This is a genomic window from Flagellimonas allohymeniacidonis, from assembly GCF_004296335.1.
Lineage (GTDB): Bacteria > Bacteroidota > Bacteroidia > Flavobacteriales > Flavobacteriaceae > Flagellimonas > Flagellimonas allohymeniacidonis.
The window spans coordinates 1,705,936-1,721,157 of sequence record NZ_SGIU01000001.1 but is presented as its reverse complement, the minus strand read 5'-3'; the positions used below and the strand labels follow the sequence as shown (position 1 = coordinate 1,721,157).

Annotated in this window: 14 protein-coding genes; 4 read left to right on the top strand and 10 right to left on the bottom strand. The window is 42.3% G+C overall.

The features are described 5' to 3' along the window. Positions 1-40 precede the first annotated feature (40 nt). The 5 genes from EW142_RS07970 to gcvP form a co-directional block, all read right to left on the bottom strand. Positions 41-1,042: a hypothetical protein gene (locus EW142_RS07970; protein WP_130612149.1), complete on the bottom strand. Its 1,002-nt coding sequence runs from the start codon at positions 1,040-1,042 to the stop codon at positions 41-43. Positions 1,043-1,224: 182 nt separating this feature from the next. After that, positions 1,225-2,076 (bottom strand): glycosyltransferase family 2 protein, encoded by an 852-nt coding sequence (locus tag EW142_RS07965; RefSeq protein ID WP_130612146.1) that lies wholly within the window; start codon positions 2,074-2,076, stop codon positions 1,225-1,227. Between the two features lie 48 nt (positions 2,077-2,124). After that, positions 2,125-2,646, bottom strand: a complete 522-nt coding sequence (locus EW142_RS07960; protein WP_130612143.1) for a methyltransferase — start codon at positions 2,644-2,646, stop codon at positions 2,125-2,127. 75 nt (positions 2,647-2,721) lie between these two features. Continuing rightward, positions 2,722-3,780: a 3-oxoacyl-ACP synthase III family protein gene (locus EW142_RS07955; RefSeq protein ID WP_130612140.1), complete on the bottom strand. Its 1,059-nt coding sequence runs from the start codon at positions 3,778-3,780 to the stop codon at positions 2,722-2,724. Positions 3,781-3,940: 160 nt separating this feature from the next. Continuing rightward, the gene (gene gcvP, locus EW142_RS07950; protein WP_130612137.1) at positions 3,941-6,790 is read right to left on the bottom strand and encodes an aminomethyl-transferring glycine dehydrogenase; all 2,850 of its coding nucleotides are present in this window, start codon (positions 6,788-6,790) and stop codon (positions 3,941-3,943) included. A gap of 125 nt (positions 6,791-6,915) precedes the next feature. On the opposite strand from gcvP, the gene EW142_RS07945 reads away from it, so the two are divergent. After that, positions 6,916-7,740 carry a UbiA prenyltransferase family protein gene (locus EW142_RS07945; protein ID WP_130612134.1) on the top strand — a complete coding sequence of 275 codons (825 nt, stop codon included), beginning with the start codon at positions 6,916-6,918 and terminating at the stop codon, positions 7,738-7,740. On the opposite strand, the gene EW142_RS07940 is transcribed toward EW142_RS07945, so the two are convergent. The 5 genes from EW142_RS07940 to EW142_RS07920 form a co-directional block, all read right to left on the bottom strand. Further along, a complete protein-coding gene (locus EW142_RS07940; RefSeq protein ID WP_130612131.1) occupies positions 7,737-7,967 on the bottom strand; it encodes a hypothetical protein in 231 nt (76 codons plus the stop codon). The two genes, EW142_RS07945 and EW142_RS07940, sit on opposite strands and share 4 nt — an antisense overlap. 2 nt (positions 7,968-7,969) lie before the next feature. After that, complete coding sequence (locus EW142_RS07935) at positions 7,970-8,524, bottom strand: sigma-70 family RNA polymerase sigma factor (RefSeq protein ID WP_130612128.1); 555 nt, start codon at positions 8,522-8,524, stop codon at positions 7,970-7,972. A 148-nt stretch (positions 8,525-8,672) separates the two neighbouring features. Continuing rightward, a complete protein-coding gene (locus EW142_RS07930; RefSeq protein ID WP_130612125.1) occupies positions 8,673-10,703 on the bottom strand; it encodes a M3 family metallopeptidase in 2,031 nt (676 codons plus the stop codon). A gap of 43 nt (positions 10,704-10,746) precedes the next feature. Continuing rightward, positions 10,747-11,238: a 5-(carboxyamino)imidazole ribonucleotide mutase gene (gene purE, locus EW142_RS07925; RefSeq protein ID WP_130612122.1), complete on the bottom strand. Its 492-nt coding sequence runs from the start codon at positions 11,236-11,238 to the stop codon at positions 10,747-10,749. 4 nt (positions 11,239-11,242) lie between these two features. Continuing rightward, positions 11,243-12,397, bottom strand: coding sequence for a 5-(carboxyamino)imidazole ribonucleotide synthase (locus EW142_RS07920; RefSeq protein ID WP_130612119.1), 1,155 nt, complete (start codon positions 12,395-12,397; stop codon positions 11,243-11,245). A 116-nt stretch (positions 12,398-12,513) separates the two neighbouring features. Between EW142_RS07920 and EW142_RS07915 the strand changes: the two genes are divergently transcribed. The 3 genes from EW142_RS07915 to obgE are packed head-to-tail and all read left to right on the top strand — an operon-like array spanning position 12,514 to position 15,194. Then, positions 12,514-13,632: an adenylate kinase gene (locus tag EW142_RS07915; RefSeq protein ID WP_130612116.1), complete on the top strand. Its 1,119-nt coding sequence runs from the start codon at positions 12,514-12,516 to the stop codon at positions 13,630-13,632. 53 nt (positions 13,633-13,685) lie between these two features. Then, positions 13,686-14,177, top strand: a complete 492-nt coding sequence (locus tag EW142_RS07910) for a GNAT family N-acetyltransferase (protein ID WP_165395240.1) — start codon at positions 13,686-13,688, stop codon at positions 14,175-14,177. A 15-nt stretch (positions 14,178-14,192) separates the two neighbouring features. Then, a complete protein-coding gene (gene obgE / locus EW142_RS07905) occupies positions 14,193-15,194 on the top strand; it encodes a GTPase ObgE (RefSeq protein ID WP_130612110.1) in 1,002 nt (333 codons plus the stop codon). The last annotated feature ends 28 nt before the right edge of the window (positions 15,195-15,222 follow it).

Here is a 15,222-nt window from a genome sequence, read left to right as displayed (position 1 = left end):
TAAAATGAACAGCATATTTTACCCGTTTAGTTCGAGTTCTTCACGTTCTAAAGTTGCCATTTCGGTCTGTGCGTGCCCTACGAATGACCACAAGGCCCCATTTCCGTACTTTGACTTCTGCGGCCATTACACCAACTGTTTTGTTCACTACATCTTCATAAACGGTAATTCGTCCACTTGGTGTCCATCCACGGCGACCGGCCAATGCTTCCTGTTCTAACATCGTCTCTACTGAGGTCAAATCAATGATCAGGTCTCTTTGTTCATAACCCAACTGAGCTGCCTCTGCATAACTGTACGTAGTTGCAGTAGAATCGTTGGGTAAATAAAATCGTAGTATTGCCAGTTCATCCGCTTCCAAATTGTTGGTCAGTTTTAGAGCCTCCAATTCCAAATACTCGAAGACCTCCCCGCTTTCATCCACGGTCAGGATGTCCCTAGTGGTTTTGTTTCGGGGTAGTTTTACTTCAATTTCGCCTTCTTCCATTGCTTCTTTATCATCCATCTCTGGGGCAAAGTAGAAGTTGTCCAAACGTTCCTTATGCACATTTCCGGGTACTTCATAGTTATAGGGAACTACAGCATAGAGGTAGGAGAGTGCACTAGGATTTTCATCACCTTCCAATTCTGGGTCATCATAGAAATCGCCTTCTTCCTTGATTTCGTAATGTAAAGGAACATTGGATACTTGAAGAATGGTGTCTTGGGTGATCATTTCATGTTCAAGGCTGTCCTTGGGCAAAAAACGATAGTAGTAATGGGACGGAACCACTTCAATTTCTTTTTCAACCTTGAAAGTTTTGGCCAACGCGCTTTTTTTTGATTTGCTCTTCAAGTTGAACAAGAGGTTGTCAAAGGCTGTTTGCATGTTCTCCGTGGTGTAGGGAATCGAAAGTTCATTTCCCAAAACAATGGTTTTGCCCTCGACCGTATCATCTTGGGCATCTGTGTGAATATTGGTATTGTTTTCTTTTTGACAAGAATGAACCAAAAGGGTCAGTAGTGCAAGAAAAAAGATTCGATAGTCTCTCAAAAGTTTCATATAGTAAGTTTTCAAGTTGCTATTTGTTGAGAGGTCGACGTCCTTTTTAAAAAGGGCATATCATTTTAATGAATGGAAGTAAAATCTTTCTTTTTATCGAGAAAAAAGAACAATAACTGACCGATGATGGATTTGAATTGATAAATCAAGAAATGTGGAGAGAATAAGAAAAGGTAGGTGTTTTATGCTTTGAACAACTTCGAAAAGATACGCTTCCAACGGTATTTTCGAATAAAGGCCCCTTCTTCCGAAGTAACAAATCTTGGGGTACCTTGCCGTAATGTTTTGAAATACCCCCAGATGATTTGGAAGTATAGTTTGGGACTCTTTGCGTTCAGGGCCATCTTGAAAGCGGCAATTTTGGAAAGAGCGATTCCATATCGCATTCGATAAAAAGCTTCTCCCTTGGCATGTGCCTTTTTTAAACTGTACCCCATACCTGTTGGGCGTAGGTGCTTTACATGTAAGGAAGGGTCAACATAGGTTTCAAAATCATGGAATTTTGCAAGCAAAACATCAACAGTGTCCCAACCAACACCTGATCGTAGCCCCTCTATTTTAGCAAAACATGTTTTATGATACAGCTTGATTGGACCTCTAATGTGGGATTTGTCAGCAATGTTCTCGTACTCCCAATGGTTGTTTTTCTTAACATGAAGAAGACCCCCGCACATGCCTAATTTCCAATTAGCTTGAAAATGTTGGACCATTGTCTCAAAATAATTGGCAGGCAAAACAATATCGGCGTCAAACTTTCCAATCAAATCTGTTTCAGATAGTTGTTCTAGTCCATAGTTAAAGGCTTGCACCACCTTGGTGCCTGGGATATGCGCATCAGAAGATTTTCTTTTTACAACCTTAATCCATAAGTTTTTCTGGGAATATTCGACAGCTATTTGATGGGTATCGTCCGAAGAATTGTCATCAACCACTATTAGTTCATCGGGTTTTATAGTTTGGTTGACAAATGAATCCAAACATTGAGCCAGATGTGGACCTTCGTTATGGGCTGGTATGATGATGCCTATACGCATTCGCTAAAATTCTGCAAAACAAACTACAATTCCCAAAGAATCTTTGGCTCATTTGCGCTCTGCATATACAATATAGTATCTAGGGGTAAAAAGCCGAAGTAGCGGACGCAATCCAATTTTTTTGGTGGGGTTGGTCCACTTGGCCGTATCTTTTATGATCCACCCAGACTTTTCCAGTAGCCAATCGAATTGCCAGTCTTCAAATTCGTGATAATGCCGGTCCCAAGGGTCCGTTTTGCTCTTGTAGGCCGAGGCAAACCAAAGTTTTAATGGGATGCTGGCCATCAGTTTGTTCGCCTTGATTTCCCGCAGTACATTGAAAGGGGCAATCATGTGCTCAAATATTTCAAAGGCCGTTACCACCTCAGCATCGGAATTTCTTATTTGGTCGAACTCCACGTCGAGGTCTTGTCCTTTGGTGTTTTCCACGGAATATCCACTATGCTTCATGATTTCTGAAAAAGGATTTTCCACACCCAAATCGAGTATGTTTTCAGAGCTTTTGATATGTTTTTGAAGAAACGCCAAGGTATGGCGGTAGCGTTTGTTGGGAAAGCTATTCTCGTACATAGGTCAAAAATCCAAAAAAGAAATCAGAATAAAGGAGAAAAACCTAGGCTAAATGCTAATTATTTTTCGGATTTATCAAACCCTGTATACAAAGGCATTAATATTCATGCCCGCACCAACACTTGCGAAAATCACTACATCCCCTTTCTCAACACCGTGGGGTTCCAGTTCACCTTTCCGAACCAAATCATAGAGGGTTGGAATGGTAGCTACCGAACTATTTCCCAGTTTATGAATGCTCATGGGCATAATATTCTCAGGTACCTCTTTGTTGTGCAGGCGATAAAATCTTTTGATAATGGCCTCATCCATTTTTTCATTGGCCTGATGGATGAAAATCTTTTTTACCTCGTCGATGTCAACCCCGCTTTTTTCCAAGCAGTCTGCCATCGCCTTAGGTACATGGGTACAAGCAAACTCGTATATTTTTCGGCCATGCATTTTAATATAACGCGTATTGGAACAACCTCCCTCATTATAGGTCTTGTCAAAAAATAGATAATAGGCTTCCCCATTGGCAAAAGTCAAGGACGCATGGCCTAGAATCTCCCCCCCATCTGGATTGGCCTCAATAACCGCAGCACCGGCACCATCAGAGTAAATCATGCTATCTCTATCATGTTCATCAACAACCCGCGATAAGGTTTCACCGCCAATGACCAAGCATTTTTTTGCCAACCCGCTTTTGATAAAGGCTGAAGCCTGAATTACACCTTCAATCCATCCAGGGCAACCAAAAATCATGTCATATGCAACACATTTCGGATTTTTGATACGAAGCAAATGTTTTACTCGAGTGGCAAGGCTGGGCAAGGTGTCGCCTTGAATTTTACCATGTTCGATATCTCCAAAATTGTGGGCGAAAATAATGTAATCCAGATCTTCCTTGTCAATCCCTGCATCTTGAAGCGCCTTATCGGCGGCAAGATGTCCTAAATCGGATGTGTTTAACTCGGGTAGGGCATAACGTCTTTCAGCTATACCGGTAATAGACTGGAACTTCTCAATAATAACCGCATTTTCATAGCCAAACTTTGCACCATCGGTACCAAGAAATTCGTGATTTAGAAAATCTTCATTTTTTGCAATGACGGATGGAATATAGCTTCCAGTTCCGGTAATACCTATTTTCATGTTGAGGTTTTGATGTTAATATAAGCCGTATTGCAATCGCTTGTTATGCACGCATAATATCATTTACGACGCTCAATACCCCTTAAAATATCTTTTTTAAAAAGAAAGGGCGAAAATTTTATGAATGTTCATGTTTCGCCCTAGTATTTATCGCCTTTTGCTATACCTCTGCATAGGCTTCTATGGGAGCACAAGTACAAATCAAATTACGATCCCCAAAGGCTTCATCTGCTCTTCGAACTGTTGGCCAAAATTTGTTCTCCGACACAAAAGGCAGCGGGAATGCAGCTTTTTTCCTACTATAAGGGTATTCCCAGGTATCGCTTGTGACCATAGCGAGCGTATGTGGCGCATTTTTCAAGATGTTGTTCGGATTTTCTGCATCTGCTTCGTCAATTTCCTGTCGAATGGCCAATAGCGCTTCGCAAAAACGGTCTAGCTCTGCGAGACTTTCGCTTTCAGTCGGCTCGATCATAATGGTACCTGCCACGGGAAACGAAACGGTAGGAGCATGAAAACCGTAATCCATTAGACGTTTGGCTATATCCGTCACCTCTATGCCATGTGCTTTGAATGGGCGGCAGTCAATGATCATTTCATGTGCAGCTCTTCCCCTTTCACCAGTGTACAGTACATCATATTTTCCTTTTAGACGGTCTTTGATGTAGTTCGCATTTAGTATAGCAATTCTCGTAGCATCGGTTACCCCTTTGGCTCCTAGCATTTTAATGTATCCATAGGAAATCAAACAAGCCAGTGCACTGCCCCAAGGGGCTGCTGAAATAGCTGTGATAGCCTTTTCTCCACCTGTTGGCACCACGGGGTTGGATGGAAGGAAAGGTTTTAGTTGAGGAGCAACGCAAATAGGCCCGACTCCTGGTCCTCCGCCCCCATGTGGAATTGCAAAGGTTTTATGCAGATTCAAATGGCAAACATCAGCTCCAATAACTGCAGGATTGGTTAGGCCAACCTGGGCATTCATATTTGCACCATCCATGTACACCTGACCACCATGGTCGTGAATCAGTTTGGTGATTTTTACAATCGACGATTCAAAAACGCCATGCGTAGAAGGGTAAGTCACCATTAAAGCTGCCAAGTTTTGAGAGTGTTGCAATACTTTCTCCTCTAAATCGGCAACATCAATGTTTCCATGTTCATCGGTTTTGGTAACCACCACTTTCATTCCCGCCATAACCGCCGAAGCGGGATTGGTGCCATGTGCAGAAGCTGGAATAATACAAATATTTCTATGCTCCTCCCCACGTGATCTATGGTAGGCTCTTATGGTCATCAGTCCGGCATATTCCCCTTGGGCCCCAGAATTGGGCTGAAGTGATGTAGCTGCAAAACCGGTAATCTCATTCAATTGGTGTTCGAGCTCTTTGAGAACAATTTGATACCCTTCCGCCTGATCGAGGGGCACAAAAGGGTGAATATTTCCCCAGTTGGCCCAACTTAGCGGAAGCATTTCGGAAGCGGCATTTAGTTTCATCGTGCAACTGCCCAAGGAAATCATGGAATGATTCAAGGCCAAGTCCTTGCGCTCCAATTTTTTAATGTAGCGCATCAACTCTGTTTCGGAGTGATAGGAATTGAATACCTCATGTTCCAAATAAGGGGCAACGCGCTTTAAGCCCATTGGTAAAATCTCCTCAGAAGTGGATTCCAAGTGAGGGGAGCTATCGCCTTTAAGTTCAGCAAAGCACGATAAGAGAAGCTCCAAGTCCTTATGGGAGGTGGCCTCATTTACAGAAATGGAGACCGATTTTTCATCAACATGGTTAAGATTTATCTCTTTGCTTTCAGCAATGGCCCTTAGCTTGGTGGCCTCATCAACTTTAACCAAAAGTGTGTCAAAATAAATCGTGTTTTCTTGCTCATAACCAAGTTGGGTGATTCCCATGGCCAGTTTTTTCGTGGAAGCATGGACTTTTTCAGCAATAAACTGCAAACCTTTAGGTCCGTGATATACGGCGTACATACCCGCCATTACAGCAAGCAATACTTGAGCAGTACAAATATTGGAAGTGGCTTTATCTCTTTTAATATGTTGTTCACGGGTCTGTAAGGCCATTCGAAGGGCACGGTTGCCATCTGAATCTTTGGTGACGCCTATAATTCTACCTGGAATGCTTCTCTTGTACTCCTCTTTGGTGGCAAAAAAAGCTGCGTGTGGGCCTCCATAGCCCAAAGGGATTCCGAACCGTTGTGTAGTACCAACAACAACGTCCACACCCCATTCTCCCGGAGGTGTTAGCATTACCAAACTTAATATATCGGCGGCAACAGCAACTTTGATGTCATTGGCTTTTGCATTTTGCACAAATTCCGCATAGTTATGGACTTGGCCGTACTTTCCTGGATACTGAAGCAATGCACCGTAAAATTCTGATGAGAAATTAAAATCTTCATGATTTCCAATCACCAATTCGATACCCAAAGGCAAAGATCTTGTTTGTAATAGGCTTAGTGTTTGGGGTAGCACCTCTTCTGAAACAAAGAATTTGAGAACCCCTTCTTTCTTTTGCTGTCGACTTCTTATATCATACAACATGGTCATGGCTTCGGCAGCAGCGGTGCTTTCATCCAAAAGTGAAGCATTGGCCAATTCCATTCCGGTAAGATCGCAAACCATGGTTTGGAAGTTCAACAAGGCTTCAAGCCTTCCTTGGGCTATTTCAGCTTGGTATGGTGTATATGCTGTATACCACCCTGGATTTTCAAGAATATTGCGCTTAATTACAGAAGGCGTCAAAGATTCGTGATACCCCATTCCAATGTATGTTTTGAACACGCTGTTCTTTCTGGAAAGAGCTTCCAAATGGTTCAAAAACTCGTGTTCGCTCACACCTTCCGGCAGTTGCAATGTGGATTCCAAACGAATCTCATTTGGAATGGTTTCTTGAATCAATTGTTCTATGCTGTCAACGCCAATGGTCTCAAGCATTTTGGGAAGGTCGTTTTCGGTGATCCCAATGTGTCGAGAAGCAAAAACCTCAGTATTCATAGTCATTTTTATAAAGTCCACAAAATTAGCGATTAATTCAATGAAAATGGGCATTTTTGAGGTGAGGAGGGCCAAAGTTGTTAACCGAAAATTAACCTTTGCGACCTGAAAGTAAATTTTGTTGAATGCGACTGCTACGAGCTATTTTTAACTTTTATCTGGATGCCAGTGTGCATGTGGCTTTTGCCGTTGTCTCCTTGTTCATTATCACTACCCAAATGTTGAACATTTCACTGAATTTTTCGTTGGTGGGATTCATTTTTTTTGCCACCATAGTGTGCTATAATTTTGTGAAATATGGGGTGGAGGCAGAGAAATATTTAATTGTGGCCAACGCCTACCATAAAAACATACAGATTTTTAGTTTTTTAAGTTTTGGATTGGCTCTTTTGTTTGGGGCTCAGCTAAGCAAAGAATTGTGGTTGGCCATTCTACTTTTGGGGATGCTTTCCGCCTTGTATGCTATTCCGTTACTGCCAAGTTTGAAAAACCTCAGAAATTTAGGAGGACTTAAGGTTTACGTGGTAGCAGCTGTTTGGTCAGGATTTACGGTACTACTTCCCATATTGGAGGCCAAATTGTCCTTTTCTTGGGACTTGGGAGTTCTACTTGTTCAACGTTTTATTTTGGTGCTCATTTTGATACTGCCTTTTGAAATACGGGATTTGAAATGGGATGACCCAAAACTTAGGACAATTCCGCAGGTCATTGGTGTTCAACAAACAAGGATATTGGGTGTTGTCTTGACCGGTATCTTTTTTCTGATGACATTTTTAAAGGACGATGTCACCCAACAAGAAATCATAGCACGCCTTTTTCTAACATCACTCTTAATGCTGTTCTTTCGGTCAGGAAGTAGATTTCATAAGGATTATTTCGTATCCCTTTGGGTGGAAGCCATTCCTATTTTTTGGCTTTGTTTTTACTGGGCATTGGAGAGTTTCCTCTAGAAACGCTGTTCCAGGTCCTTTTTCATGGATTCCTTGTCAGCCTCAGAAAGGGTGTTCAGACCTGCTCTTTCGCAAAGGGAAGTAAGCGCCGTGTTTTTCTTTGTAAAACTCGCACAGGCTTTACATGTGAGTATATGCAGTCGAAGCCGAAAGATTTCCCAAAACCCTGCTTCCTTATATTGCGATTTATTACAAATGTGTGAGGCCTGCTCGCACGATATTTTCATAACTAAAACCAATTTTGATTCAAACAACCCATCAACGCGGTACGCGCTCTATGGATGATTACCCACAGGTTGGACGGATTAATTCCCAATTCATTACAAATATCTTCAGTACTCATCCCTTGAATGGTTTTCATCTTAAAAACCACGGACTGTTTTTGGGGCAATTTTGAAATACATTCCTGTATGGCCATCCCGAGTTCCTCATTTTCGATGGTATTGTCACCATCTTTGCTGAAAGGGTCGGCCACTTGTTCCTCCAACCAGTCACCTTCCGACTCAGAATCCGAGTTGTAGTTGATTCGAACCTCGGCTTTGCCCTTATTGGAGTTGATCTTGCGGTAATGATCGATGACCTTTCGCTTTAAAATAGCAATTAGCCAAGTTCTCTCAGCGGCATCTCCTTTGTAATTTTTTGCGGAGTTCAAACCTGCAAAAAAGGTCTCCTGAACAAGATCTTTAGCAATCTCAGCGTCACTCACCCGAGCGACGGCATAGTTAAAAAGGTAGTCTGCATATTGATCTACCCAAGTTTCGGGATGAAGTTCGTGAGTCGCCATACTTAATCTACAAGTACCAAATGTAGTGGATTTTAGTTAATGATTTTAAGCTTTGTCGACTGCAAACCACTTGAAAAAGTATCACGAAATGTTCATGGCGCTTTTACTTTATACAAAGATTAACAGTATGAAGTTGGTAGCAAACTGTCTACCCAGCCTTTTTGACCAGCCCAGCCCTTTCCAATAGTGGCTCAATTTGGGGTTCAGCTCCCCTGAAGCGTTTGTAAAGTGTCATCGGATTTTCCGTACCTCCTTTCGAAAGAACATGCTCTCTAAATTTATCCGCCACTTCCTTACTGAAAATGCCATTTTCCTTGAAATAGGCGAAGGCATCCGCATCCAAAACCTCGGCCCATTTGTAACTGTAATATCCCGAGGAGTAGCCACCCTGGAAAATATGGGCAAAGGCAGTACTCATACAGGTTTCCTTGGTCGATGGAAAAAGTTGTGTGTCTTGAAATGCTTTTTCCTCATATTGCTTTACATCCGTGATTGCAGTAGGATTGGTACCATGCCATGCCATATCCAGAAACCCGAAACTCAATTGGCGCATCGTGGCCATGCCCTCTTGGAAGTTGGAAGACTCCTTTATTTTTTGCACCAATTCCATCGGAATCAACTCCCCAGTTTCATAATGGAAGGCGAACAATTCAAGCGCTTCCTTTTCGTAGCACCAGTTTTCCATAACCTGACTGGGCAATTCCACAAAATCCCAATAGACAGAAGTACCCGACAAACTGGGATAGGTTGTATTGGCCAACATCCCATGAAGGGCGTGTCCAAATTCATGAAAGAGGGTGGTAACCTCGTTAAAGGTGAGCAGCGATGGTTTTGAGGGGGTTGGCTTCGTAAAATTACATACATTGGAAACATGGGGCCTGCTGTTCTCACCTTCCTTGATGTATTGTCCTTTGTATGAGGTCATCCATGCGCCACCTCTTTTACCGGGCCTAGGATGAAAGTCGGCATAGAAGAGCGAGACAAAGGCTCCCGAATCATCATAAACTTCATAGGTTTTGACTTCCTCATGATATTTTTCGATGTCAAACACCTCTTTGAAGTGAAGTCCGAACAATTTTTGGGTAACCTTAAAAACTCCATCAATGATGTTCTCAAGTTTGAAATAAGGTTTTAGCTTTTCATCATCCAGGTTGAAACGCTGCTGTTTTAATTTTTCGGAATAGTAGGCACTATCCCATTTTTGCAGTTGTTCAATTCCGTCCAAGTCCTTGGCAAAGGCCTGTAATTCCTCAAATTCTTTTTTGGCTGCCGGTTTGGCCTTTTCCAAAAGCTCGTTTAAAAAATCAAGTACTTTTTCTGGGGTCTCGGCCATACGTTCCTCCAAAACGAAATGGGCATGGGTTTCGTACCCCAGAAGAGTGGCCCGTTCATGGCGAAGGTTTACAATTGTCAGAATGCTTTCTTGATTATCGAGTTCATCACCGTGAAATCCTTTACTCCCAAAAGCCAAGGAGAGTTTTTTGCGAAGCTCCCGGTTTTCTGAATATTTCATAAAGGGAATGTAACTAGGATAGTCCAAAGTAAACATCCAACCCTCTTTTTCTTTTGATTTTGCCAATTGCGCAGCAGCTTCCTTAACCCCTTCAGGTAATCCTTTCAAGTCTTCCTCATTGGTCAGGAGCATTTCGAATTTGTTCGTCTCGGCCAAAACATTTTCACCAAACTTCAAGGTGAGCTTCGATAACTCAGCATCTATTTCACGAAGTCTCTTTTTTCCTGTCTCATCCAAGTTGGCGCCATTACGACTGAAGCGTTTGTATTTTTTTTCCAGTAATGTTTTTTGCTCCTCGGAAAGCTGTAGGTCATTTCGTTGGGTATAGACTGATTTTATGCGTTCAAAAAGCGCTTGATTCAATATGATATCGTTACCGAATTCCGAAAGCAAGGGAGAAATTTCCAGGGCTATTTTTTGGATTTCCTCATTCGTTTCGGCAGAATTCAGATTAAAGAAAAGGCTGGATATCCTATCCAATTGCTGACCTGAAAAGTCCAGGGCCTCCAAAGTGTTATGGAAGCTTGGAGCTTCGGAATTGCTGCTAATGTCCTCAATTTCCTTTCGTGCCATTTCAATAGCTTCCAAAAAAGCAGGTTTAAAATGTTCATTCTTGATTTGCTCAAAGGGAGCCCTATCAAATGGGGCTAACAAAGGATTGTGCATTGTTTATTGTAAAAATTTGAGATTTTCCCTGATACGGGCTAGCTTATTTTTTGTTTCGTACTTCTTCGGCGCCTTTGATGACTTTTTCCTTCAGGCCTTGTTTGTAGACTTCTATTTTGTCCAAAACACATTGGTCCGAACTACCGATAATCTGTGCGGCCAAAATACCGGCATTTTTGGCTCCGTTTAAGGCCACTGTGGCTACAGGGACACCTCCCGGCATTTGAAGGATGGAAAGCACCGAATCCCACCCATCAATGGAATTACTGCTTTTTATAGGAACACCGATAACGGGCAATGGTGATAGGGAAGCGACCATACCTGGAAGGTGGGCGGCGCCACCTGCTCCCGCCACAATAACGGAATAGCCATTTTTATGGGCATTTTTGCTAAAATCGAACAGTTTTTCCGGAGTTCGATGTGCCGAAACGATATCTACATCCACTTCAATGTCAAATCCCTTTAAAATATCAACAGCTTCCTGCATGACTGGAAGGTCACTCGTACTGCCCATAACTACTGCTACTTTCCCCATAATTTCAATGACTTGTTACTTTAATTGTTTCCTTGACTTTTTGTGCCATGGCCCTTGCTTTTTTCACATCTTCGTCCACAATGGTCACATGGCCCATTTTTCGAAATGGGCGCGTTTGTTTTTTCCCATAAATATGTGGTGTGACCCCTTCCATCTCCAAAATGGCATCTATATTTTCATATACAACATCCCCGGTATGCCCTTCGGCTCCTACCAAGTTTACCATAATCCCGGCCACTTTACTGTCCGTTTTTCCAAGCGGCAAACCCAAAATGGCGCGGATATGTTGCTCAAATTGGTTGGTATAGCTCGCCTCAATACTGTAATGACCACTGTTATGGGGTCTTGGGGCAACTTCATTGACCAAAATATCATCTTCCTGGGTTTGAAAAAGCTCAACAGCCAATAATCCCACATGATTAAAACTTTCGGAGACTTTTAAAGCCACTGCGATGGCCTTTTTCATGACCTCAGGTTCAATTCGTGCAGGACATATCACATATTCCACTTGATTCGCTTCCGGATGAAATTCCATTTCCACCACAGGATAGGTTTTACTTTCTCCTTTAGAATTTCTTGCCACAATCACAGCCAATTCATTTTTGAAGTCAACCTTGTTTTCGGCAATGCACTCCACATTGGGCAAATGCTCTAAATCTTCCAACTTTCGCACAATTTTCACTCCTTGCCCGTCGTAACCAAATTGGGCACTTTTCCAAACAAAGGGTAGTTGAAGCCCACCATTGGACAAGCTATCCTCAATTTCAGAGGCATATGCGAATCGTGTAAAGGACGCAGTGGGAATGTTATTGTCCACGTAGAACAGCTTCTGCGAAGCTTTGTTCTGAATAGTTCTCAGGGTTTTGGAGGATGGATAAACCGTAAGTCCTTCCTGCTCCAATTTTTCCAAAGCATCAACATTCACATTTTCAATTTCAATGGTCAATACATCCACTCCTTTTCCGAAGTTGTAAACGGCATCGAAATCCATTAAATCCCCTTGAACGAATTCGTTGCAGGCAATTCTGCAGGGTGCTTCTAAAGAAGCGTCTATTACTTTGGTGTAAACATCCCATTTTCGGGTTTCATAAAGCAACATTTTGCCCAGTTGTCCCCCGCCTAGAATCCCTAAAGTAAAATTTGAAGAGAAAAAGTGCATCAATTTTCAATTGTGATGAGAGCAAAAATAACGCAATTCCCTGACCCTATAAAGCCTTGGACCGAAAGAGCCTTTAAAAATGTTATCTTTGCCCACCTATTAAAACGGATGAACCTTTGATCAAGCTTCACGACAAGTACTTTAAGCCCTATTTAGGGGAGGATGAAATCCTTGCCGCAGTGAAACGAATGGCCCAGGAGATCGCAGAGGACTATAAAGATGAGGTGCCCTTATTTGTGGGGGTCTTGAACGGAGCTTTTATGTTTGTTTCTGATTTTTTAAAGGCTTACCCATATCCATGCAACGTGTCGTTTGTCCGTTTGAGTTCCTATCAAGGTTTGACATCCACGGGCATTGTTGAAAGCCTTTTGGACATACCAGAAGATATCAACGGTAAAAGTGTCATCATTTTGGAGGATGTAATCGATACGGGCCGTACTTTGAAGCAACTGGTGCACATGTTTTCGCAAACTAATGCCAAGGAGTTTAAAATTGCCTCGCTGTTCTATAAATCGGAGATTTATAATGGGGAATATCAGATTGATTATGTGGGCATGGAAATCCCAGATGATTTCATCGTGGGATACGGTCTGGATTACAACGAGTTGGGAAGAAATTTAAGAGAAGTATATCAACTAAACCAAGGGAATATGATCAACCTAGTGCTTTTTGGAAAGCCGGGCGCAGGAAAAGGAACCCAAGCAGGGTTTTTGAAAGAGAAATATAATTTGAAACACATTTCCACTGGGGATGTGTTCCGCTACAACATGAAAAACGGTACGGAGCTTGGCAAGCTTGCTAAGTCCTACATTGACCGCGGAGATTTGGTTCCTGATGAGGTGACCATCGATATGTTGAAAGACGAAGTGGAAAAGAACCAAGAAGCTGCGGGTTTTATTTTTGATGGCTTTCCCAGAACCACGGCACAGGCCGAAGCTTTGGATAATTTTTTGGAATCCAAGGATATGCAGGTAAATGCAACAATAGCCTTGGAAGCCGAAGATGATATTTTGGTGGCGCGTCTTTTGGAACGTGGGAAGGCAAGTGGACGTTCTGATGATCAAGACGAGAGCAAAATTCGTAATCGTTTTGACGAGTACAACGAGAAGACAGCACCCTTAAAATCCTATTACGAAAAGCAAGGCAAGTTCCATTCCGTAAATGGAATTGGAGAAATAAATGAAATCACGGGGCGACTGGCCAAGGTGATAGATGCCCTTTTTGAACTAGAATAGTCTTCATTTGCTACATGATGGGCCATGAACTTCAACCTTTTCTGCAAAATGACATGGTTTGTCTTAGGCCCTTACAGGCTAAGGATTTTGTGCCGCTTTATCGTGTGGCATCAGACGCATCGATTTGGGAACAACATCCGGACAAGAAAAGGCACACCCTATCTGGATTTGTCAAGTTTTTTTCAGAATCCATAAAATCGAATGGTGCACTTTGGATCGAAGATGTGGAGAACGGCAAGTGTATCGGAAGCTCTCGATTCAAGGTATTGAATGATTTTCCAAACGCGGTTGAAATAGGATGGACATTTCTTTCACGCAAGTATTGGGGTGGGACGCATAATTTTGCCATAAAGCAATTAATGCTAGATCACGCTTTTCAATATTTTAAGGAAGTTGTTTTATTTGTGGATTTTGAGAACGTTCGATCCCTAAAGGCTGTTGAAAAACTTGGGAGGATGTTATCTGAAGAATTGAGGTTCAAAAAGGAAATCACTAAAGGGAACGATAACATTACCTATAGATTTCAAAAAAAGCATAGCGATTAAAAAATCAATAAAAAAATGACTGAAGGTAATTTTGTTGATTATGTAAAGGTGCATCTCTCCTCTGGAAATGGAGGGAAGGGCTCTGTGCATTTGCATCGCGAAAAATATGTGGCCAAAGGAGGTCCGGATGGAGGTGATGGTGGACGTGGCGGTCATGTTATCGTTCGTGGCAATAAAAACCTTTGGACCCTCATTCATTATAAGTTTAAAAAACACTTCAAGGCAGGCCATGGGGAACATGGCAGCAAAAACCGAAGTACAGGGGCCGATGGTACCGACGTTTATCTTGAAGTTCCTCTAGGAACAGTCATTCGAAATACGGAAACCAATCAGGTGCTTTTTGAGATTACCGAAGATCAGGAAGAACGCATTATTTTGGAAGGGGGCAAGGGAGGACGTGGTAATTGGCATTTTAAAAGTCCTACCAATCAAACACCACGCTATGCCCAACCTGGTATTCCAGGTCAGGAATCCCAAATTACCCTAGAGTTGAAAGTGCTTGCCGATGTAGGCTTGGTAGGGTTCCCAAATGCGGGAAAATCAACCTTGCTATCCGTAATGACCTCCGCCAAGCCCAAAATTGCTGACTACGAGTTTACAACCCTTAAACCCAACTTAGGGATTGTTGAGTACCGCGATTTTCAAAGTTTTGTTATGGCCGATATTCCTGGAATCATCGAAGGGGCGGCCGAAGGTAAAGGCTTGGGACATTACTTTTTAAGGCATATTGAACGCAATGCTACCCTACTTTTTCTGATTCCGGCCGATAGCAATGATATTTCCCAGGAATATCAGATTCTTTTGAACGAGCTGAAAAAATACAATCCGGAATTATTGGACAAAAGGCGTTTTGTTGCTATTTCAAAATCCGACATGTTGGACGAGGAACTCATTCAAGAGATGAGTGCCGAATTGGACAAAGACTTTCCAGATACGCCTTATCTTTTTATTTCGTCTGTGGCCCAAATGGGCTTACAGGAACTCAAGGATAAACTCTGGCAGCTGTTAAACGAATAGCTGGTATTAAATGCCGAATGGCAATTAT

Excerpts from the sequence above, each read along its gene's own strand:
- EW142_RS07960 (WP_130612143.1), bottom strand. The coding sequence starts at position 2,646 with ATGTACGAGAATAGCTTTCCCAACAAACGCTACCGCCATACCTTGGCG.
- EW142_RS07940 (WP_130612131.1), bottom strand. The coding sequence starts at position 7,967 with ATGAAAATATCGTGCGAGCAGGCCTCACACATTTGTAATAAATCGCAA.
- EW142_RS07945 (WP_130612134.1), top strand. The coding sequence starts at position 6,916 with ATGCGACTGCTACGAGCTATTTTTAACTTTTATCTGGATGCCAGTGTG.
- EW142_RS07935 (WP_130612128.1), bottom strand. The coding sequence starts at position 8,524 with ATGGCGACTCACGAACTTCATCCCGAAACTTGGGTAGATCAATATGCA.
- gcvP (WP_130612137.1), bottom strand. The coding sequence starts at position 6,790 with ATGAATACTGAGGTTTTTGCTTCTCGACACATTGGGATCACCGAAAAC.
- EW142_RS07965 (WP_130612146.1), bottom strand. The coding sequence starts at position 2,076 with ATGCGTATAGGCATCATCATACCAGCCCATAACGAAGGTCCACATCTG.
- EW142_RS07955 (WP_130612140.1), bottom strand. The coding sequence starts at position 3,780 with ATGAAAATAGGTATTACCGGAACTGGAAGCTATATTCCATCCGTCATT.
- EW142_RS07920 (WP_130612119.1), bottom strand. The coding sequence starts at position 12,397 with ATGCACTTTTTCTCTTCAAATTTTACTTTAGGGATTCTAGGCGGGGGA.
- EW142_RS07930 (WP_130612125.1), bottom strand. The coding sequence starts at position 10,703 with ATGCACAATCCTTTGTTAGCCCCATTTGATAGGGCTCCCTTTGAGCAA.
- EW142_RS07970 (WP_130612149.1), bottom strand. The coding sequence starts at position 1,042 with ATGAAACTTTTGAGAGACTATCGAATCTTTTTTCTTGCACTACTGACC.
- purE (WP_130612122.1), bottom strand. The coding sequence starts at position 11,238 with ATGGGGAAAGTAGCAGTAGTTATGGGCAGTACGAGTGACCTTCCAGTC.
- EW142_RS07910 (WP_165395240.1), top strand. The coding sequence starts at position 13,686 with ATGGTTTGTCTTAGGCCCTTACAGGCTAAGGATTTTGTGCCGCTTTAT.
- obgE (WP_130612110.1), top strand. The coding sequence starts at position 14,193 with ATGACTGAAGGTAATTTTGTTGATTATGTAAAGGTGCATCTCTCCTCT.